The sequence below is a fragment of the Desulfovibrio intestinalis genome (assembly GCF_014202345.1).
Taxonomy (GTDB): domain Bacteria; phylum Desulfobacterota; class Desulfovibrionia; order Desulfovibrionales; family Desulfovibrionaceae; genus Desulfovibrio; species Desulfovibrio intestinalis.
Genome location: NZ_JACHGO010000002.1, coordinates 215651 through 235816 on the forward strand (window position 1 = coordinate 215651; position 20166 = coordinate 235816).

Annotated in this window: 18 protein-coding genes and 2 tRNA genes; 2 read left to right on the top strand and 18 right to left on the bottom strand. The window is 55.4% G+C overall.

The genetic code is table 11. The features are described from left to right. The first annotated feature begins 15 nt into the window (after positions 1-15). Positions 16-1161 (top strand): dissimilatory-type sulfite reductase subunit beta, encoded by a 1146-nt coding sequence (gene dsrB / locus HNQ38_RS03780; RefSeq protein ID WP_183718085.1) that lies wholly within the window; start codon positions 16-18, stop codon positions 1159-1161. Between the two features lie 62 nt (positions 1162-1223). Then, positions 1224-1454 carry a dissimilatory sulfite reductase D family protein gene (locus HNQ38_RS03785; RefSeq protein ID WP_183718086.1) on the top strand — a complete coding sequence of 77 codons (231 nt, stop codon included), beginning with the start codon at positions 1224-1226 and terminating at the stop codon, positions 1452-1454. A 109-nt stretch (positions 1455-1563) separates the two neighbouring features. On the opposite strand, the gene HNQ38_RS03790 is transcribed toward HNQ38_RS03785, so the two are convergent. The 18 genes from HNQ38_RS03790 to HNQ38_RS03875 form a co-directional block, all read right to left on the bottom strand. Further along, entirely contained in the window at positions 1564-3222 is a 1659-nt protein-coding gene (locus HNQ38_RS03790) for a sigma-54-dependent Fis family transcriptional regulator (protein ID WP_183718087.1), read from the bottom strand. A 535-nt stretch (positions 3223-3757) separates the two neighbouring features. Then, positions 3758-3833: transfer RNA gene (locus HNQ38_RS03795), tRNA-Val, on the bottom strand. A gap of 434 nt (positions 3834-4267) precedes the next feature. Further along, positions 4268-4585 carry a c-type cytochrome gene (locus HNQ38_RS03800; protein ID WP_183718088.1) on the bottom strand — a complete coding sequence of 106 codons (318 nt, stop codon included), beginning with the start codon at positions 4583-4585 and terminating at the stop codon, positions 4268-4270. Positions 4586-4795: 210 nt separating this feature from the next. Then, a complete protein-coding gene (gene rho, locus HNQ38_RS03805) occupies positions 4796-6091 on the bottom strand; it encodes a transcription termination factor Rho (RefSeq protein WP_183718089.1) in 1296 nt (431 codons plus the stop codon). A 325-nt stretch (positions 6092-6416) separates the two neighbouring features. Then, the gene (locus tag HNQ38_RS03810; protein ID WP_183718090.1) at positions 6417-6941 is read right to left on the bottom strand and encodes a CarD family transcriptional regulator; all 525 of its coding nucleotides are present in this window, start codon (positions 6939-6941) and stop codon (positions 6417-6419) included. 300 nt (positions 6942-7241) lie between these two features. Then, positions 7242-7895: an aminoacyl-tRNA hydrolase gene (pth, locus tag HNQ38_RS03815; protein ID WP_183718091.1), complete on the bottom strand. Its 654-nt coding sequence runs from the start codon at positions 7893-7895 to the stop codon at positions 7242-7244. Then, entirely contained in the window at positions 7885-8835 is a 951-nt protein-coding gene (locus HNQ38_RS03820; RefSeq protein ID WP_246387978.1) for an alpha/beta hydrolase, read from the bottom strand. The genes pth and HNQ38_RS03820 overlap by 11 nt, the downstream gene beginning before the upstream one ends. A gap of 327 nt (positions 8836-9162) precedes the next feature. Beyond that, positions 9163-9759 (bottom strand): 50S ribosomal protein L25/general stress protein Ctc, encoded by a 597-nt coding sequence (locus HNQ38_RS03825; RefSeq protein ID WP_183718092.1) that lies wholly within the window; start codon positions 9757-9759, stop codon positions 9163-9165. A 124-nt stretch (positions 9760-9883) separates the two neighbouring features. Beyond that, positions 9884-10831 carry a ribose-phosphate diphosphokinase gene (locus tag HNQ38_RS03830; RefSeq protein WP_183718093.1) on the bottom strand — a complete coding sequence of 316 codons (948 nt, stop codon included), beginning with the start codon at positions 10829-10831 and terminating at the stop codon, positions 9884-9886. A gap of 199 nt (positions 10832-11030) precedes the next feature. Further along, a tRNA-Gln gene (locus tag HNQ38_RS03835) sits at positions 11031-11105 on the bottom strand. A gap of 6 nt (positions 11106-11111) precedes the next feature. Then, positions 11112-11999, bottom strand: a complete 888-nt coding sequence (gene ispE / locus HNQ38_RS03840; RefSeq protein WP_183718094.1) for a 4-(cytidine 5'-diphospho)-2-C-methyl-D-erythritol kinase — start codon at positions 11997-11999, stop codon at positions 11112-11114. Positions 12000-12028: 29 nt separating this feature from the next. Further along, positions 12029-12562 (bottom strand): ATP-dependent protease subunit HslV, encoded by a 534-nt coding sequence (gene hslV, locus HNQ38_RS03845; protein ID WP_183718366.1) that lies wholly within the window; start codon positions 12560-12562, stop codon positions 12029-12031. Beyond that, positions 12562-13971, bottom strand: a complete 1410-nt coding sequence (locus HNQ38_RS03850; protein WP_183718095.1) for a M48 family metallopeptidase — start codon at positions 13969-13971, stop codon at positions 12562-12564. Before HNQ38_RS03850 ends, hslV begins: the two co-directional genes overlap by 1 nt. A 28-nt stretch (positions 13972-13999) precedes the next feature. Beyond that, positions 14000-15451 (bottom strand): cysteine--tRNA ligase, encoded by a 1452-nt coding sequence (gene cysS / locus HNQ38_RS03855; RefSeq protein ID WP_183718096.1) that lies wholly within the window; start codon positions 15449-15451, stop codon positions 14000-14002. A 9-nt stretch (positions 15452-15460) separates the two neighbouring features. Further along, positions 15461-15895, bottom strand: a complete 435-nt coding sequence (gene rpiB / locus HNQ38_RS03860) for a ribose 5-phosphate isomerase B (RefSeq protein WP_183718097.1) — start codon at positions 15893-15895, stop codon at positions 15461-15463. Positions 15896-16161: 266 nt separating this feature from the next. Further along, the gene (locus HNQ38_RS03865) at positions 16162-16956 is read right to left on the bottom strand and encodes a hypothetical protein (RefSeq protein ID WP_183718098.1); all 795 of its coding nucleotides are present in this window, start codon (positions 16954-16956) and stop codon (positions 16162-16164) included. After that, positions 16953-18704 carry a tetratricopeptide repeat protein gene (locus HNQ38_RS03870; protein ID WP_183718099.1) on the bottom strand — a complete coding sequence of 584 codons (1752 nt, stop codon included), beginning with the start codon at positions 18702-18704 and terminating at the stop codon, positions 16953-16955. Before HNQ38_RS03870 ends, HNQ38_RS03865 begins: the two co-directional genes overlap by 4 nt. A 21-nt stretch (positions 18705-18725) precedes the next feature. Continuing rightward, positions 18726-20057: an RNA polymerase factor sigma-32 gene (locus tag HNQ38_RS03875; protein ID WP_425485982.1), complete on the bottom strand. Its 1332-nt coding sequence runs from the start codon at positions 20055-20057 to the stop codon at positions 18726-18728. Positions 20058-20166 lie beyond the last annotated feature (109 nt).

A 20166-nucleotide genomic window follows, 5' to 3' on the forward strand; every position in this document is an offset into this window, starting at 1 on the left:
AAAGGGGAGAAAAACATGGCTTTTATTTCTTCCGGGTACAATCCCGCCAAACCTATGGAAGGCCGCATCAGCGATATTGGCCCCCGTAAGTACGACGAATTCTTCCCGCCGGTTATCAAAAATAACTTCGGCAAGTGGCTCTATCATGAAATTCTTGAGCCCGGCGTGCTTATGCACGTGGCCGAAAGCGGCGACAAGTGCTACACCGTCCGCGTAGGCGGCACCCGTACCATGTCTGTGACGCACATCCGCGAGCTGTGCGACATCGCCGACAAGTTTTGCAACGGCTGTCTGCGTTGGACCACCCGTAGCAACATTGAATTCATGGTCGACAGCGAAGAGGGCATGAAAGCCCTGCGCGACGAATTGAACAGCCGCACGTTTGACGGTGGTTCGTTCAAGTTCCCCGTGGGCGGCACCGGCGCTGGTATCAGCAACATGGTGCACACCCAGGGCTGGATCCACTGCCACACGCCCGCCACCGACGCTTCTGGCCCGGTCAAGGCTGTGATGGACGCCCTGTTTGATGACTTCAAGTCCATGCGTTTGCCCGCTCCCATGCGTATCGCGCTTGCTTGCTGCATCAACATGTGCGGCGCCGTGCACTGCTCGGACATCGGCCTTGTGGGCATCCACCGCAAGCCCCCCATGATCGACCACGAATGGACTGACCAGCTGTGCGAAATTCCCCTGGCCGTGTCTGCTTGCCCCACTGCAGCAGTGCGTCCTACCAAGATTGAACATGACGGCAAGAAGATAAACTCCATTGCCATCAAGGAAGACCGCTGCATGTACTGCGGTAACTGCTACACCATGTGCCCCGCGCTGCCCATTTCGGACGGCGAAGGCGACGGCGTTGCCATCATGGTTGGCGGCAAGGTTTCCAACCGCATCAGCATGCCCAAGTTCTCCAAGGTCGTTGTGGGTTACATCCCCAACGAACCGCCCCGCTGGCCCACGCTGACCAAGACCGTGAAGCACATCATTGAAGTGTACGCGGCCAACGCCAACAAGTACGAACGCCTGGGCGACTGGGCTGAACGCATCGGTTGGGAAAGCTTCTTCAAGCTGACCGGCCTGGAGTTCACCCACCACCTGATCGACGACTTCCGTGATCCCGCCTACTACACCTGGCGCCAGAGCACGCAGTTCAAGTTCTAAAAAAGCACTGGTTACTAATGGAGCCACCCCGGCGACGGGGTGGCTCAGCAAAAGAGGCCGTTATGACTCCTGATCAACAGTTGATCGTTGATTTTATCAGCACAAAGAACAAGACCAAGTTTTACTTCAAGGACTTTCTGGAAATTTTTCCCGACAAAGGCCCCCGCGAAGTAAAGAAGATTCTTACCGCTATGGTACAGAGTGAAATAATGGAATTTTGGTCCTCGGGAAGTACTACCATGTACGGTCTGAAAGGGGCTGGAAAGCAAAGTCAGGCAGAAGGCGAGGGCTAGGGGCCGCTTCCTTATCCCGCCACCTGATCATGCAATCTGCACTGCAGGCAGATAAATGCGGGCGAAGTTCCGGAACATGCCATTGCCACCGGAACTTCGCCTTTTCGCATTAATTTGTATCAGAAGGGTCCACAGGCCAGTCAGTTGAAATGGAACTGGGCCGAAGCCTGTAAAGATCAAAACGTTTAAGCCGGGAAATGAGCGTGGTCGGCTTCATACCCAACAGGGCAGCTGCACCGCGGCTTCCGTATATGAGCCAGTTGGTTCGCTCCAGCGCAGCCAACATATTATCTTTTTCCAGCTGGCGCACTTGTTTTTCTGTAAGAATTTTATGAATCCCGAAAGAAGAGCGGGGCTCCTGAACTGATTCTTCCTGCCGCGGCGGTTCGTACAGGGCAAGATAGGCCAGGGCTTGATCTGGCCGTCCCGTAATAACCATACGTTCCACAAAATTCTGCAATTCACGAATATTGCCCGGCCAGTCGTACTGGCGCAGTTTGTTCATCTGCTCTTCTGGCACATCAAAAATGTTGCGTCCGTTTTTTTGGCAGAAAATGCGAATAAAATGGCGCACCAGAAGCGGAATATCTTCTTCCCGCTCCTTGAGGCTGGGAACCGTGAGCGGAAAAACCTGCAGGCGGTAATAAAGATCGTCGCGGAATGTTTGCTTTTGAATGGCCGCTTTGAGATCCTTGTTGGTTGCGGCGATAAGGCGGATGTCAGTATGGCGGTTTTTTTCTTCTCCAACCCGTCTGAATTCGCCCTCCTGAAGCACGCGTAGCAGTTTGCCCTGAAGTTCCAGAGGAATTTCTGCAATTTCATCAAGAAAAAGGGTGCCGCCATCCGCAATCTGGAAAAACCCCATGCGGTCGTTGATGGCTCCGGTAAATGCCCCTTTTACATGACCAAAAAATTCGCTTTCAAACAAGTGGTGCGGAATGGCGGCGCAGTTGATTTTTATGAAAGGATTATTCTTTCTTTGGCTGTGCTTGTGCACTTCATGCGCTACCAGTTCTTTACCCGTACCGGATGCGCCCTGGATAAGCACGGTAGCTTCTGTTTTGCTGACAATGAAAATTTGTTCGCGAATTTCCTTGATGGCCGCACTTTCGCCTATGATGCCCGTGAACTGCCGCGCTTCGTAAAGTTCCTCGCGCAGATGGGCATTTTCCAGTTCTTTCCGCAGCGTTATGGATCGGCTTATTTCAAAAAGCCGGGCGTTGGTGATGGCATACGCAATGTGATCGGCCACCATGCGCAACATCTCCATAGCGCCTTGCGCCAGTGTCGCACGAGAAAAAAGTGCGATGACTCCGATGGTTTCACCACGGCACACCAGAGGTTGCCCGGCAAAGCTCACAATGCCCTCTGCTTTCATCCACGCTGGACTGGCTATCCAGTCTTCGTTTCCTTCAATGTGCGAAACCTCAAGGGGATTGTTGGTCATGGCTATGGCCCCGACCTTTCTGTAGCCCAAGGGGAAGCGGTAGAAGTTTGACTGCTCCGTCTGGGTCCAGATTTGCCCGTCAACACGGGATTGCCCGTAGCTTGCCTTGAGGTGCAAGCAATGCCCTCGGCTCGCGCAGACGGCCTTGTCCACGCAAGTGGGGCAGCCGTCGTCGGGTTCCAGAAGCCATATGCGCACAAGGGCAGAGTCACGCGCGGTTCCCAGGCTTTTGACCACCAGGGAAAGCACTTCCTCCACAGCCTGCTGCTGCGCGAGTTCCAGAAGGAGCGTTTTGATGTCTCTGTTTCCGAGGATAATCATGGCTGCATAACGGGTGGCTAAAGCTCGAGGTTGGCTGTGGAACAATACGGGGCAGCGTATGGCCCTTTTCTATAGCTGGCTTGATGCCGGACATCCAGTGGCATTTTATTGCTTCAGCGGCCTTGTCTGCGTTGGGGAATCCCCGGCAGCCGCACAGTAATCGTATGATGTCTGTGCCAGCTCGTTGGAGGTCAGCCTCAAAGGCCACGCCGGGCGCTGAGTATAGCCACAGAGCCATCTTGTGGCAACGTGCTGTATTTCTTCGGGGGCTCAAAGGAATAATGAATTTGACCGCTTTTTTACCGTGTGTTGCGGTTTACTTGCCTACTGCCCTGATCTTGAACCTGACCACACGCTAACTACCTTCATCGCGTCAGATGGTTTTAAGGCGCTATTGCTTCAATATAATTCTCTTTGCTCTGTCTTGTTTTTTGCAGGGCAGCAGCCGTTTAACAGGTTTGTTTTCAGTTTGTGTGGGGAATCGCGTAGAAAAAGAAAGACGGGTTACAGAGCAACTGTAACCCGTCTTCGTATTTGGTGGGCAGTACAGGACTTGAACCTGTGGCCCCCGCCTTGTAAGGGCGGTGCTCAACCAACTGAGCTAACTGCCCGAAATTCTCGGTCAAGAAAGATACCATTACTGTATTTTTATATCTTTGTCATCACCAAATTATGCCTGATCGCAGATTGATGACACTTCAACCGGGTATCTTTCATGCACAAATTTAAAGCATAGGCATGCATGGCGGGCCAAATGCGGCAACAGAGGTGTCTGCTTTCCTGCGAGCGTCACGTTCTCTGCTTACGCGAAAATATTATTCGCTATAGGGGATTCGCAGCAATCAACCCGGTATTTTAATATGGCAAAAACAGATATTCACTGCTGCAGCCTGCGGCGACTAGGGTAGACCATGCTGCAGCGACGAGGTCTGGCCATGCTGCAACAAAAGCGCTTTTGTCATATCTTTCAGCAATAAATTTGTTTGAAAATTTTTATGCCCCCGGATGCGGTATGTCGCGCATCCGGGGGATCTTCCGTGCTTGGTTATGGTTTGAGCTGATTGACGTAGGTGGCAATATCCTTCATCTGCTCAGGGCTCAGTGTTTTCAGGGTCTGCTGCATTTTCTGCAGCGGGCCAGAGGGCGAGCTCATATTTTTGACTTTATCCATGCTGGCGAGCAGGCCGTCCACGGGCTTGCCCATCATCTTGGCGGGTGTAGGAGTGTGACAGGACATGCAATTATTTGCGTACAACTCCGCACCAGCTTTTTGTGCATCATCCTGGGCCACTGCGGATTGTACTCCAGCTACAAGCAGGAATGCAGCCAGCGTGAGAACTCCGTGTCGCAGATATTTGGTCATGGGTTTCTCCTTGTTTATATGCGCCGTTTTGTCCAAACGGCGATAAGGGGCAAAAGCCGCCTGTGATTGCACCGTAGCACAGAGTAAAAATACTTACAGCAGATTTGTATATGCCTGGAACGCGGGTATACTTTCACGCATGAAAAAAGCCCCGGCTTTCGCCGGGGCCAATAATCGGTATGCTTGCAGTAACGTCCGTTAAGAGGAAGGTTACTTCCCCATAGCGTTCATGAAGTCTTTGTTGGACTTGGTGGCGCGCATCTTGTCCAGCAGGAATTCCATGCTGTCGATAGAAGACATGGGAGCCAGAATCTTGCGCAAAATCCAGACGCGGTTGAGCACATCTTCGGCCAGAAGCAGGTCTTCCTTGCGGGTGCCAGTACGGTTGATGTCGATGGCGGGGAAGACGCGCTTTTCCGAAAGGTGGCGGTCCAGATAGATTTCCATATTGCCGGTGCCTTTGAATTCTTCAAAGATCACTTCGTCCATACGGGAACCGGTATCAATGAGAGCCGTGGCAATAATGGTCAGGCTGCCGCCTTCTTCAATATTACGGGCTGCGCCAAAAAAGCGTTTGGGACGTTGCAGGGCGTTGGCGTCAAGACCACCGGAGAGCACTCTGCCCGATGAGGGCGTCACAGCGTTGTAGGCGCGGCCCAGGCGGGTGATGGAGTCCAGCAGAATGACCACATCGCGTTTGCGTTCGACCAGACGCTTGGCTTTTTCAAGCACCATTTCACAGACCTGCACATGGCGCTGCGGGGGCTCGTCGAAGGTGGAGCTGATGACTTCGGCCTTTTTGACCGTGCGCTCCATATCGGTAACTTCTTCGGGCCGTTCGTCAATGAGCAGCACGATAAGGTATACTTCAGGATTGTTGGCGTTGATGGCATTGGCCAGGGACTGCAGCAAGATTGTTTTGCCTGTGCGCGGCGGGGCCACAATGAGGCCACGCTGCCCGCGCCCGATGGGGGCCATGATGTCGATAACGCGATTGGAAAGATTTTTCTCGCCATTTTCCATGACGAGCTGATGGTCGGGATAGATTGGGGTGAGGTTGTCGAAAAGAACGAGATTCTTGGCGTGTTCCGGGGGTTCAAATCCAATTTCGGTTACTTTGAGCAGCGCGAAATAGCGTTCACCCTCTTTGGGGGGACGGATTTGTCCTGAAACAATGTCGCCTTTGCGCAGAGAAAACCGTCGTATCTGCGAAGGAGAAACATAGATATCATCAGGCCCGGGCATGTAGCTGCACAGGGGAGAGCGCAGAAAGCCAAAACCGTCTGGCAGAATTTCCAGTACGCCGTCCCCGTAAATGGCCCCGTTTTGTGAGGCACAGGTGGAAAGCAGAGCAAAAATAAGCTCTTGTTTTCGCATGGAACTGGCATTTTCAATTTCATATTGCTCGGCCAGATCCATTAATTCCTGCATGCTGCGGGTTTTGAGATCTGTGAGACTCAAGGCGCTGTCGGTCAACAGTGTGGGAGTAGCTTTCTTTTTGCGCATAACTGTCCGATCTTTTGAAGAAGACAAACTTAAACTATACAGTATCAGTCAACACTGTATTGCAGATGAGCGGATGTAAGGAGACAAAATAGGTGTGCGAAATTGCGATTAGCTTATCTTTTACAATATAGCAAGAGAAAAATGACGCTCACACCACAAAAAATGCGTCACGTGGCTGTTTGAACCAGAGACGGGTTCAGTTCAATAAAAGCTGGTCTATACAAAGCGTGTTTGTATTGAAGTCGAAGGAAAGTAATCCAGCAGTTATTTGAGTGGGTTGGAAAATCTTGCTCGGTACCCGCAGGGCCGCTTGTGCAGCGGCGGTCTATGCAGGTTGCTCTTTATCGTCTTCAGGCTGCGGCGGCGGCGCGTACAGCTCCAGCAGCTCATCCCGCAAGCTGTTTTCTTCAACTTCCAGCACCTCGGCCAGCTCGCCAGTTACAAGGCCCATGGCCTGTTCCTGAAGGCGGCGTTCACCAAAGGAAAGATCCTTGGTACGGCTGATGAGCAGCAGTTCACGCAATACTTCCGTTACCACGGCCAGCTCTGGGCTTTTGAGGCGTTCTGAATACTCGCGGAAGCGGCGATTCCAGTTTTGTCCTGTGTGAACAATTTTGCCGGAGCTGTTGCGTAGCCCTTCAAGTATGCGGCTCGCTTCATCCTGAGGAGTGAGAGTGCGCAGGCCGACGTGAGCGGCATTGTTAACAGGAACCATCAGCGTGACATTGTTGGCCTGAATGCGGACAATATAGAAATCGCATGCGATGCCGCCAATAGTCTGGCTGTCTATGCGTTCTATTTTGCCCACCCCTTGGGCCGGATATACCACGAGATCGTTCGGCGTGAACATGAATATCACCACACGCCCCAAAGGAGCGCCACTGTACGAGACCTGGAGCGAAATTAGCTGGAAGTCACGAATTTTTGTTTGAAAAAAAGATGAGTCGGAAACTTACTCTTCAATTATCCTAGTCCAAAAAAGGCGAAGAGTCCAGCCGAAAAAGCAAAAACGCATACGCCTTGAAATACTTCAAAGCCTACTTATTGGCTGGTTTCTTCACTATTCATATTTCAGGCAATGGCCTGATATGGACCGCCCCCGGCCCATGTCGGCGTATGCTCGCGTGTTCTGGCCAGTATGTATGCTGGCCTAGTTTTTGTCACTGGTGGCGCTGGGCGCGTCTTCCGGTGTATTTTTTTTGCGTGGCTGCGCCGTCTTTCTGGCAACGCGCAGTGCGCTGTCCAACCCCTTGTCAGCAAAAGCGAACAGGGTATCCAGAGCCGCAGACATGCTTTGCTGCGTGCGCTCGGCGTCTTCGCCCTGCGGCCGTCCCAGCACCCAGTTGGTCACGTCACCCTTGTGGGGCGGCCGCCCGATGCCTATCCGCAGACGGTAGAAGTCCGGTGTGCCCAGAAGTTCTGTGATGGATTTGAGCCCATTATGCCCGGCGTTGCCTCCGCCAAGCTTGAAGCGCAGCTCTCCTGCCGCGATGTCCAGCTCGTCATGAGCTACCACAAGATCAGAAGGGCGCAACTTGTGCCAGGCCAGAAGGGGCTGCACACTTTGCCCGCTGAGATTCATATAGGTTTGCGGCTTGGCGGCCAGCCATAGGCCGTCGAGCTGATTCAGCCGTATGCGCCACAGTTCGCACGAAAATTTGTTGCCATTAAGCGATTCCGCCGAACCCTGGCGCTGGGCCATGTCCACAAGGGCATCCACCAGAGCAAAGCCGCAATTGTGCCTGGTGCCTTCGTAACGGGAACCCGGATTGCCCAGGCCCACCAGAACGCCATTATAGTCCATAGCGTGCGCCTCCCTGCGTGTGACGCGTCTTTTCCAGTTGTAGTGGCAAACCCAGGCCTGCACAGGCCGCGGCGGCGTGACGCGCGATAAACCGACACAGTGGGGGATTCATAGCAGCCAAATGGCCGCCGCCTGGCAGCCAGAAGAGTTTTTTTACAGGAGCCTCTAGCTGTTCAAAAGTGGCCTTGGTGGTCTCTGAAGTGAACAGGGCGTCATTGATGGCGCTGAAAAAATAAAGGGGGCAGTGCATTTTGTTGGCTACCCTTGCTGAAAACAGGCTGGACAAAAAGCTCAGAGGGTAGGTCAGGCGAGAATACCTTCTGTTGTAAATAATGCGCCTTGCTCCAGATGTTATGCGCCTTACGGACAAATAACTCAGCAGGGGCAGAGGAAGGCGAGGCAGCCAGCGGGCAACAGCGTTTATGCGCGCCGTGAGTTCTCGCCGTTTGTTTTTCCAGCGCCTGAACCGCGTCAGCTCGATGGCGTCATCGTTTTGGGGCAATATGGCAGTAATGGGGAATGCAGCCGTAAGCCCTTGTGAGGCCGCCGCATGCGCCAAGGTCAGAATACCACCCTGGCTGTGCCCGCAGACAGCAATGGCGTTGTGCCCTTGTTGCCGCAGCCATTGCTCCGCAGCAAGCCCGTCCTGCAGCAGATCGGCAAAAGTGAAGCCTGTCCAATGATTGTTGCGGCCATGCCCGGTGAGATGCAGCGCAGCAACCGCAAAGCCAGCCTCATGCAGCGCCGCAAGAAGAGGGCGGTACTGTACGGGGGACAGCATGGTGCCGGGATAAAACAATATGACCCCGGCATTCTGCTTGGGCCAGAATTCCAGGCTTGCCTTGCTGCCCTGTGGGCGCAAAGAATGGTAGGTCACATCGGGAAGTGGCATATCTGGTATGGGTGGCTTCAACAGTCGATCGGCAGGCATGTCAATCATACCTGCTCCAGAGCATTGCAACTATGAAAAAGTTTCAACTCTCTGACATTGCACGAAAATGCAGCGCGCCGCAACGCGGCATGCGTTCTGCCGGACATTGTCCTTTTGGCAGAAGACAACTTTGAAATGCGACGTATTCCAAAGTCAATCTGCTCTAAAGGGCAGAATGCCTATATCACGCTTGGAGCACAAGGCTTTGGAGCGTGAATTTTTTGCGCCGTCAGCATGCAAAAATTCCAAAAACGAGGCCGGTTCCGCAAGGAACCGGCCATATATAAGGCGAAATGACCGTAACCGGGCATGCCGGCTTACAGGCCGCTGGCAAACTTAAGCGTCTTTGCCTTCAGCTTCTTCGTCCTTGCCCTTGGAGATGACGCTGACCAGAGCAAAGTTCTGATCAAAGATGGCATGCACGTTTTCGGGCAGCTTGAGATCAGAGACGGTGATGGTGTCGTTGATGCCCATATCGGTCACGTCAACGGTGATCTTCTGGGGCATGGCCAAAGGCTTGCTGCACAGGCGCACGATTTCGCGGTAGGTTTCAAGGCGGCCGCCAAGCTTCACGCCGCGCGAGGTACCCACGAATTCCACGGGCACGTCAACGGTGACTTCCTTGTCCAGATCAACGCCGTAGAAGTCGATGTGGGTGAAAGCGCGCTTGTAGGGGTGAAACTGCACCTGCCAGATGAGCACAGGATGCATGGTCTTCTGGCCGTTGTCCTCGATTTCGAGGTTGAACACCGTGGTGTGGCCCATTTCACCGTAGATCTTTTCAAGGGGCAGTGCGGGAGCCTGCACGGAAATGTTCTCGCCAGTGGCGGTGTAGAACACGCCAGGAATCAGTTTCTCGGCACGCAGGCGGCCGCTGGGGCCCTTGCCGCAGGCTTCGCGCTTCTGCACGCTCAAAGTCTTTTCAATATTCATGGTCCACTCCTTGGCTTACCGCCGCCTGATACGTGCGGAAAAGTTCTTTACTGTAAACTTGCCATTCCCTTGCGGGATTATGCCGTGCGGTCATGCGCGAAGGCTTTGAGCCGACGGTTTTTTGCTAAACAAACAACACGCTGACCGACGAGCCGGTATGGATGTTGTGAATGGTTTTGCCCAAGATGGCGGCCACAGAAATGACCTCAAGCTTGGGGCAGCGTTCCAGCTTGTCGCCCAGCGGGATCGTGTCGGTAACAAAGACCTGTGAAAGCGCCTCGGTGGCATTGATGCGGTCAATGGCCGGGCCGGACAGCACGGGGTGGGTGGCACAGGCCACAATCTTTCTGGCCCCGTTTTTCATCAGAACTTCGGCTCCGGCGCACAGGGTGCCCGCGGTGTCGATCATGTCGTCAACCACAATGGCCAGCCGGTCTTCCACGTCGCCGATGACGTGCATGGCCTGGGCCTGATTGGGTTTGTCGCGTCTTTTATCCACGATGGCCAGAGGAGCGTTGAGGCGCTTGGCATAAGCCCTGGCTCTCTCCACACCGCCAGCATCGGGTGAAACAATGACCATTTTTTCGTCGCCAAGCTTGCGCAGGGCATCCAGCATAACGGGTACGGCAAAAAGGTTGTCTACCGGGCAATCAAAATAGCCCTGAATCTGGCCCGCATGCAAATCTATGGTAACTACGCGTTCCGCCCCGGCCACGCTGATGAAGTCAGCCACCATCTTGGCGCTTATGGGCGCGCGAGGGCTGACCTTGCGGTCCTGCCGGGCATAGCCGTAGTAAGGTATTACGGCGGTGATGCGCCCGGCGCTGGCCCTCTTGAGGGCGTCCAGCATGAGGCAGAGCTGCACCAGGTTGCGATTGACTGTGGGCGGACATGTGGGTTGTACCACAAAAACGTCGTCGCCACGGACATTATCGCCGATTTCAATTCGCAACTCCCCGTCGCTGAACGTTGTGGACAACGTTGGGGTGAGCTGACAGCCCAGATGGTTGCAAATGGCCTTGGCCAATTCCGGATTGGAAGAACCGGTGACGATCTTCAGATCGCTGAACATGAACCGCCCTGCCTTGTGCGCGTCAAAGAGCAATTTAGGTTATACACCTTTGCCTGCCGCCAGCCCCAGGCGTTGCTGACTGTCAGACAACCGCCCTTGTGGCGCCGGATGCGGGATTTTTCCCGCGCGGCAACCGGAGCGCCCGGATACTTCCGATAACATTCGCTCCGGCAGTCAAAGCGCGCTTCGCAATATACTGTGGCTGGGATGGAAGGGTTCGAACCTTCGAATGACGGAGTCAAAGTCCGTTGCCTTACCACTTGGCTACATCCCAGTATTGTTACAGCACATGCGCGTAAACGCGCCTGTTCTCTCCCTGCAGTGTGGCCGTGGCCGCCTGTGTTTCCACAAACGCCTCACGCCCGAAAAGCCCCAGAACGCTGGAGCCGCTGCCGCTCATGCAGGCCGTTGCCGCGCCGCAGCGCAACAGGGTGGCCTTGATGTCGGCAAGCTCGGGGTGACGCATAAAGACAACTGTTTCGAGGTCGTTGTCCAGGCCAGCGTCAAACCGCCCTCGGGAGAGAAAAGTTCCATTAGCCTTGCTTGGGCCTCTTGTCAAGTTATTTTGACCTTCTTTGCCGTCGCGTGAAGCCAGATAGGCATCGTAATCGGCAAAGGCTCGAGGCGTGCTCACATGGATTTCCGGGCACACCAGCACCATGCGCATGCCGGATAAATCCAGTTCGGCAGGCTCGATAATTTCACCTATGCCACGCACCCGGCAAGGGCCTTCGTGAAGAAAAAATGGTACGTCTGCTCCAACAGCAAGGGCGACAGCGGCAAGAGCCGGGGCGTCAAGTGGAGCGGGCACAGTTTTGTTGAGCCAGCGCAGCAGCGCGGCTGCATCGCTGCTGCCGCCGCCAAGGCCCGCACCGGAGGGAATGCCCTTGCGCAGGCGTACGTTCAGGCCGGGCACCGGGCAGCTAACTGCGGCGGCAAAGGCCGCGTAGGCCCTGGTCAGGGTATTGTTGCCTTCATCCAGTACCGCTTGGCCTGCCTCGTCGCAGCGCACCACAATGCCAGCGTTGTCTGTAATCTGCAACTTGAGATGATCGCAGGGGCGCGACAAAGGATAAAAGAGAGAATCTATTTCGTGGTAGCCGTCCGGGCGAACTCCGGTGATGCGCAACCCCAGATTCACCTTGCAGCCTGCGGTGAGAACGCTCATGGCCGTATCCTTGTTCTCATACCGTAGGTTTACAGGGTTTCGAGAGTTACGTGGTCGTTGGTGTACACGCAGATTTCAGCGGCAATCCGCATAGATTCGCGCGCTATGGTTTCGGCGTCAAGGTCGCTGTGGCGTGAAAGTGCCCTGGCCGCTGCAAGAGCGTAGGGGCCGCCGCTGCCTATGGCTGCCACATTGTCGTCCGGCTCAATGACGTCGCCCGTGCCCGAAAGCACCAGAATATGTTCACTGTCGGCCAGAAGCAGCATGGCTTCAAGCTTGCGCAGGTATTTGTCCTTGCGCCAGTCTTTTGTCATTTCAACGGCAGCGCGCACCATATGGCCGCGCACTTCCTTGAGTTTGGCCTCGAAAAGCTCAAACAGGGTAAATGCGTCGGCAGTGGCCCCGGCGAAGCCAGCCAGAATCTTGCCGTCGTGCAGGCGGCGCACCTTTTGGGCAGCATGCTTCATAATCATTGTCTGCCCCATGGTCACCTGCCCGTCACCGGCCAGGGCCACCAGACCGTTTTTACGAACGGCGAGAATAGTTGTGGCGTGCGTTTCCATCAATTCTTGTCCCATATTTCCTTGCGTTCCTTGTAGGCGGCCTCAAGACGCTGAAAAGCGCGCTTGTCCGTGCTGCGGCTCGACATGCTCTTGGCTTCGTTGAAGTAACGCTCGGCAAGTTTTTTGTTGTTGGAGTACAGGGCGCTGTAAGCCATGTGGATGTAGGCATCGGACGTATTGCCAGCCTTGCCCAGTGAGCGGGCGTAAGCTTCGTGTACCTCGGCATCCTCTGGCACATACCGCAACACATCTTTGTAGTGGTTGGCAGCCTGGGCCTGCCTGCCAGTTTCGTCCAGCATGCGCGCATAAAAGAAAGAGGCCATGTAATCCTTAGGATCAATGCGCATGGCCTTGGATAACAAACCATCAGCCCGGCTCATATCTCCCTTGCGGTAATGGAAGGCTCCTGCCTCCCGCAATACCAGCGGATCGTCGGGCGCGACCTTGAGAGCCTGATCAAAGGCTGTGCTGGCCTCATTGATGCGGTTTTGCCGCGCAAGCACAATGCCCCGTCCCATGCTCGAAAGTCCGTCATTGGCCGAAAAACGTTGCAGGGCTGCCTGTTCGTCGCCGTATCTGGCCCACAGCAGGGTTTTTACACGCGTGAAGCGCTTGCTGTCCTGGTTGCGGTCCTGAACAGACTTGGACATGGTCTGAATACGCGCCTGGAGCCCGTTGACACGGTCGCCCAGGTCTGGGTGTGTGGAAAGATAGGTGGGTACGCTGATGCCGCTCATCCAGCTTTTCTGGCGCAGCACCTTGAAGCCCCCGACCATGCCTCCCGGGGGGTAGCCTGCGGCAATGAGGTATTGCAGACCAATGTGGTCGGCCTCATTTTCATCCATGCGGCTATAGTTGAGCATGGCCGACTGCCCGGCCCCCATGGCGCCGACTGCCAAAGCGCCGCCGCCCGCACCGCCTGCCGCCACACCCGCGACGGCCAGCAGCAGGGAGCCAAGGGTCACAAACTGGGCCCGCTGCAAGCGCGAAGCAACGTGGCGCTGCGTGACGTGGGCCAGTTCGTGGGCCAAAACGCCAGCCAGTTCCTCTTCTTTATCCAGATTCATGATAAGGCCGGTGAATACATAAACGTATCCACCGGGCACAGCAAAGGCGTTGAGAGAGTTGTGCAGTATTGTGGTGGCCTTGAAGCTGAATGGCTGGGGCGGGATGGCCTTTACCAGCCGGGACAGCATGTAGTCCACATACTGTTTGACTTCAGGGTCTTCAATGACCGGCAGATTGGAACGCACCATAATGTCGAACTTCTGCCCCATCTCCTTTTCGTCCTTGATGGTCACGCCGCCGAAAAAGAAGGCATGCGCGGGCGCCGGGCATATCTGCGGCAGCAGAAAGGCCAGCAGTACAATCAGGGCCGTCCATCGACGTGGGGCGCAGTAATGCAACATAGGTTCTCCCGAGTGCCCGTGACTGGGTCTACTCCAGATCCCAGTCCTGCCCTTCAGGGGTATCGCGTACGCTCACGCCCAGGTCCTGCAAAGCCTGACGCAGTGCGTCGGAGCTTGCAAAATCCTTGCTGGCGCGGGCGTCCTGCCGCTCACGCAGCAGGCTTTCAACGCGGGGCATATCAATATTTTTACGGCTGGCGCGCATAGTGCGCAAAGCAGCCAGAAAGGTTTCAGGGTTTTGGCCAAAAAGGCCCAGGCGTGTATTCCACTGTTGCGCACGGGCAAGAAATTCTTGCAGAACATCCCGGCCTGCTTCGCTGGCGCGCAGGTTTTTGTCTTCCAGCAGGCGGTTTATGATGCGCACCTGGGTGAATATGTGCCCCAGAGCCTGCGCTGTATTAAGGTCGTCATCCATTGCCTCGTCCAGCGCCTTGGGCTGCGCTGCCCATTCATCGGCAATCTGCTGGGGCAGGGGGACTTTCTTCCATTTTTCGCGGGTAAGGGCTTTTTCCGCCTCTCGCAGGGCGAGGTACACGCGGTGCTGGGCTTTTTCCGTTTCGTCCATGCTGTCTGCCGTGAAATCAATGGGGCTGCGGTAATGCTTGCCCAGCAAAAAGAACCGCAGGGTTTCCGGCAAATAGCTTTCAAGAATGTCGCGGATGGTTTTGAAGTTGCCAAGCGACTTGGACATCTTTTCCGCGTTGACCTGCACAAAGCCGTTATGCACCCAGTAGCGGGCCAGATGGCAATGGCATACAGCCTCGGTTTGGGCGATTTCGTTTTCGTGGTGCGGGAATATGAGGTCCTGACCGCCGCCGTGTATGTCCAGAGGCAGAAAGGATTCGCTCATGGCCGAGCATTCGATGTGCCAGCCGGGCCTGCCCTGCCCCCAGGGGCTTTCCCATGAGGGTTCGCCGGGCTTGGCGGCCTTCCACAGGGCAAAATCCAGCGGATCTTCCTTTTCTTCACCGGGGGCCACGCGCGCCCCGGAAAGCAGCTCGTCGAGGCTGCGGCCAGAGAGTTTGCCGTAGGCCTCGTAAGAACGCACCCTGAAGTACACATCGCCCGAGGGCGTGGCGTAGGCTTTGCCAGCAGCGATCAACTTGGAGCAAAGATCCTGAATTTCTTTGATATGGTCCGTGGCGCGCGGTTCAAAGTCTGCCCGCAGCACGCCCAGCCGATCCATATCTTCGTAAAAGGCGTTGATATACGTCTGGGCCACTTCGCGCCAGTCGCGGTTTTCCTTGTTGGCGCGATTGATGATCTTGTCGTCCACGTCGGTAAAGTTGCGCACGAAGGTCACGTCCAGGCCCAAGTGCTGCAACTGGCGCACAAGCACGTCAAAAACCAGGGCAGAGCGGGCGTGGCCGATATGGCAGTAGTCGTATGCGGTGATGCCGCAAACGTACATGTTGACCTTGCCGGGACGTGCCGGAACAAAGGTTTCTTTCTGGCGGCCCAGGGTGTTGTAAAGCTGCATGGTCTTCCTTTACGCGGGGAGGTTGATCATATCCAGGCGACGCTGATGACGCCCGCCTTCAAAGCTGTTTTCCAGAAAGGCGTCCACAATGGCTTTGGCAAGCTCCACGCCCGTAACGCGCGCACCAAGGCAAAGCACGTTGGCGTTATTGTGCAGGCGCGACATGCGGGCGTGCAGTTCTGTGGTGCAGAGGGCGGCACGGATGCCGGAATGGCGGTTGGCTGCAATGGAAACGCCGATGCCGGTGCCACAGATGAGAATACCCAGTTCGCCAGAGGCTTCCACAGCGGCGCAAAGCTTGTGCGCCAGCACGGGGTAGTCGCAGCTGTCTCTGGAATCAGTGCCGTGGTTGATGACATTGATGCCCATTTTTCCCAAATGTTCGGCCAGTGTGGTTTTGAGGTCAACGCCAGTGTGGTCCGAAGCCAGATGGATGGATTGCATAACAACTCCTGCAAGGGTGAGGGCAGGCTGACCGCATAGGCCAATCAGCCTGCCAAAGCAGTTTCGCATCAGAAATGCGTATTTTCAATATGCTGAAGAATTCCTTGTGCCGGGTCGCATCGGTTGTTCCCGGACCTGTCAGTAATGCCGCAGGTCATAAGGTTGGCCCAAGAAGGCAGCTTTTCATTTGCAGGCACAGCAGGGCGCCAGTACGGAAAAGCGAAACCCAATTGCCCGAAACCGATAAAATCTGGCGCCGGTATGTTCTAGCGCTGCTGGTATTTTGCCAAGGGCAGCAGAGGAACACCTTCTGGTATGGATAAGGTCATTTGCTCTTCTGTAAAGGCCGTGGCGGGCTTTTCTCTTTCCTTGACGAGCACGATGGCGCGCTTGCCATTGCTGTGCGTCAGATTGAGGCGCTGGGGCAGAGGAGGCTGTGATTCATCAAAAACCACCTCCATCTTCCAGCCCTTGCCGCTGTCGCCCTTTTCACTCCAGGCCACAGGCAGGCCAGCGGCATCAAGGGTCAGCACGCCGCCGGGGTTGCCCTCAAGCGTGTATTGGGCCAGGTCGCCGGGTATGAATGCCCCGGAGGTGAAACTTTTGCCGAAAACCTGGCTGTAGCGTCCGTTGAGCAGATCAGCCAGATGCCCGAGGTTGAAGGGGATCGGCACGCCGACCTGAAGCAGGGGTTTTGAAGCTCCCTGATAGAAGTATGCCTTGTTGTCGGTGGGGCTGTAGACGAGGAAATGCTGGCCGTCTTCCAGAATTTTGGCCACCGTGGCGCCAACTCCGGCCATAACGTCCAGACGCAGCTTGCGCTGGCTGTTGCCCCAGAAAAGGGCTGTAACACGCCGGGTATCGCCCTCGGTGCCAAAGCGCAGGCTCATTTGCAGGCGGTAAGGCGTCAGGGCCATGTCCTGTCCTCTGACTGCAAATTTTTGCCAGCGTTCTTCAAGTCTGGCCTGATTTTCAGGCGTCATTTCCAAAGACGGCTGCTTTGCGCAGGCGGTCAGCAATGCCAGACTGCAAAGGCAGCAAAGAGCGAGAAATTTTTTCATAACTGTGAAAGCCTCTTCCGCAATGCGTCTGCATTGGCGGGTTTGAGGTCCAGCGCCTTCTGATAGGCGGTGCGGGCCTCGTCTTTGAGCCCCATTTTGGAGGCTATGTCACCATAATGCTCCCATATGGAAGCGTCTACATGCTCGTCGAGTTTGACGGCACGGCGTATTTCCTTGAGAGCCTCTTCGTTTCTGCCCAGTTTATAGAGTACCCATGCCAGGGAATCCACAATATAGGACTGATTGGGCGAAAGCTCATCTGCCTTGACAAGCAGGCTCAGGGCTTTTTCCAGATCGCGGTTTTCTTCCGCCAGGGTATAGCCCACATAGTTCAGCGCCTGATAGTTTTCGGGATGCAGGGTGAGTATGTGCTCCATTACCTTGAAGGCTTCTTTTTTATCGCCCGATTCGTCAAGCAGCGAGCCGAGAAGAAAGGCCATGTCAGCGTTGTTGGGCCATTTTTTTGCGGCTTTGCGGGCAATTTCAAGAGCCTGTGGCATCTGTTGCTGGCGCGCCAGCAGACGGATTTCCAGTTCCCAGAACTGAGGAGCGTCCTCAAACTGCTTCTGGGACTGTCTGGTCACGGCCAGGGCTTCCTGTTCCTTGCCAGCCTCGCCGAGCAGCTGTATGCGCAGCAGGGCGGCCCTGGGGGCAGCCTTGCTTTGCGGCGGAACCTTGTCCAGCCACGAAAGCGCCATCGGCAGATCGCGGCGCTGCTCGTAGTTCAGGTCGGCCAGCAGCAGGTAGACGTCAACCGGGGCGTCGTCTCTGGCGGCAATCTGCTTGAGCAGGGTTTCTCCCTGAAGGTAGTGGCGCGAATCAATGAACAGCCCGGCCACGGTAAGCTTGAAGGGAATAGTGTCCGGCCCCTGGCGCATGTACTTCAAAGCCTTTTCAGGCTGGTTCATGCGCAGCGAAAGGCTGATGAGGCGGAGCAGTACGTCCTGGGGCGAAAAATTGAGCTTAAGCAGCTTTTCGTACAGGGTACGGGCGGGTTTGAATTCCGAGCGCTGCTCGTGAATAAAGGCCAGTTCGGCCATTGCCTCCACAAAATCGGGCATTTCCTTGATGGCTTTCTGAAGGAAGGGAATGGCCTCGGCACTGCGGTCCATGCCAATGAGGGCACGGGCATGGTAGTAGTCCACCAGAGGCGTGCGCTCCTTGGAGCTTACGCTGTTGAGCAGGGTTTCAGCCTCGGCGTATTCCTTGCTTTTTACCAGCAGCAAAGCCAGTTCCAGACGGGCATCCAGCGAGCCGGGATGCTTGGCAAGGAAGGCGCGCATGAGCTGCACGCCGCGTTCCGGCGTGCCTTGCTCCATAAGTGCTTCGGCATACAGCAGGTTGAGAGACATGTCGTCCGGCGCGACGGCCAGGCCTTGCTCCAGATAGGGCGCGGCTTCTGCCGATTTTCTGCTCACCAGCCAGACGCCGCCTTCAAGCCATATGTTGGCGGGAAGCTTTGCAGCCGCCATGAGAGGCGCGGCCTGCAAAAGAGCGGCTTCGTCCTCGTCGTTAAGCGCCTGCGAATAGAGCAGGAAGGCATAGGTGCTTTTGGCTTCTGGCGAAAGTTTTTCTTCGGGCTGACGCACTTCAACATGGCGCAGGGCAGAGTAGTTGACCTCTTCTGCTGTAGCACCTTTTTCGGCTGCGGTCTTGGTGCCGGCACAGCCCCCACAGCCAAGAAGGGAGAAGGAGGTGGCCGCGGCCAGTGTCAGGGCGCAAAAGAGCGCGATATGCTTACGTTTCATTGCGGACTTTATCCGTGCTGCTTAGGATTGAATCCAATGATCGGAGAAGTCTTCGATACCACTTTTCAGGTGCTGGCCGATTTTTTCCACCAGCCGCGCCTCAAGCTGACGCACTCTCTCTCTTGTTATATTATACCTTTCGCCTATCTCGCGCAAGGTAACCGGTTCGTCTGTAAGCAGCCTGTTGTGCAGGATATACAGCTCTTTTTCATTGAGTTTTGGCATGATCGTCTTGAGCTTTGAACGTACCAGTCCTGCGATTTCGTCAGTGGCAAGCGTGTCTTCAATGCCCGGGCCAAGGGCGGGCAGAAAGTCCATTCTTGTGGCTCCGCCCGTGTCTTCGCCCACTTGGGCGTTGAGCGACATGTCGGTAGAAGCCAGTCTTTGGTCCATCTCATTGATCTGGTCTTCAGTCACGCCAAGGCGTTCCGAGAGCATGGCTGCGTCAGGGTCAAAACCCTGCATGATAAGCTTTTGCCGTTCGCGGTTCAGGTTGTAGAACAATTTGCGCTGCACCTGAGTGGTGCCGATTTTAACCATGCGCCAGTTGTCCATAATGAACTTGAGAATATAGGCCTTGATCCAGAAAGAGGCGTAGTAGGAAAATTTGATGCCCTTGTCGGGGTCGAACTTGTTGACCGCGCGCATAAGCCCCACGTTGCCCTCCTGCACAAGGTCGAGCACGTTCTGCATCCAGCGGCGCTGAAAGTCCATAGCTATGCGCACCACCAGCCGTAAATGTGAAGACACCAGGCGAAAGGCCGCGTCTGCGTCATTATGGTCGCGCACGCGCACAGCCAGTTCATGCTCTTCGTCGGGTTTGAGCATGGGAAACTTGCTCATTTCGCGCAGGTACAGGTGCAGGCTGTCGCGTGTGCCCACTGCGGGCAGGCGTGAAGACGAAGGCGCGGGCATGTCTCTGTCCCTGTCTTCTCCGAGGGACAGCGGGGGCTCGTCCATATCTGTGTCCAGCCCTGAATCAACAAGGTCTTCCTGATCGTCGTGAGACTCGAAATCCAGTTCTTCCTCGTCGTGCTCGGGGGCGGATTCCAGGTCGTCAACGTCCAGAATAGGGCCGGAGTTACGGCTGTCTTCATCCCGCTCAACAGGCGATGAGGATTTTTTCTTTTTGCCTTGCTGCTTTTTTTCTTCCTGATCGGCAGCAGACTTGCCTTTGCCTTTCAGGCCAGAGCGGGCGCTGGGGCCGCTTTGGGCCGAATTGGCGCGGGGTTGGGATTTCTGCGGCCCATCAAGAATTTCGACAACCCCAACCGGAGGCGCGTTTTTTTCGCCTTTTTCCGTTTTTGGGGCGGCCTTGGCCGTGCTGAGGGCTATCTTGCTATTTTTTTTCATTTTATCCATACTCAGTCATTGGCGCTATGAAATGCGCTGCAATGTCTGTATGCTATAGTTTTGGTTTGTTCTTTTCAATATTATTCAGTACTGAAAGGCCAACCGCATC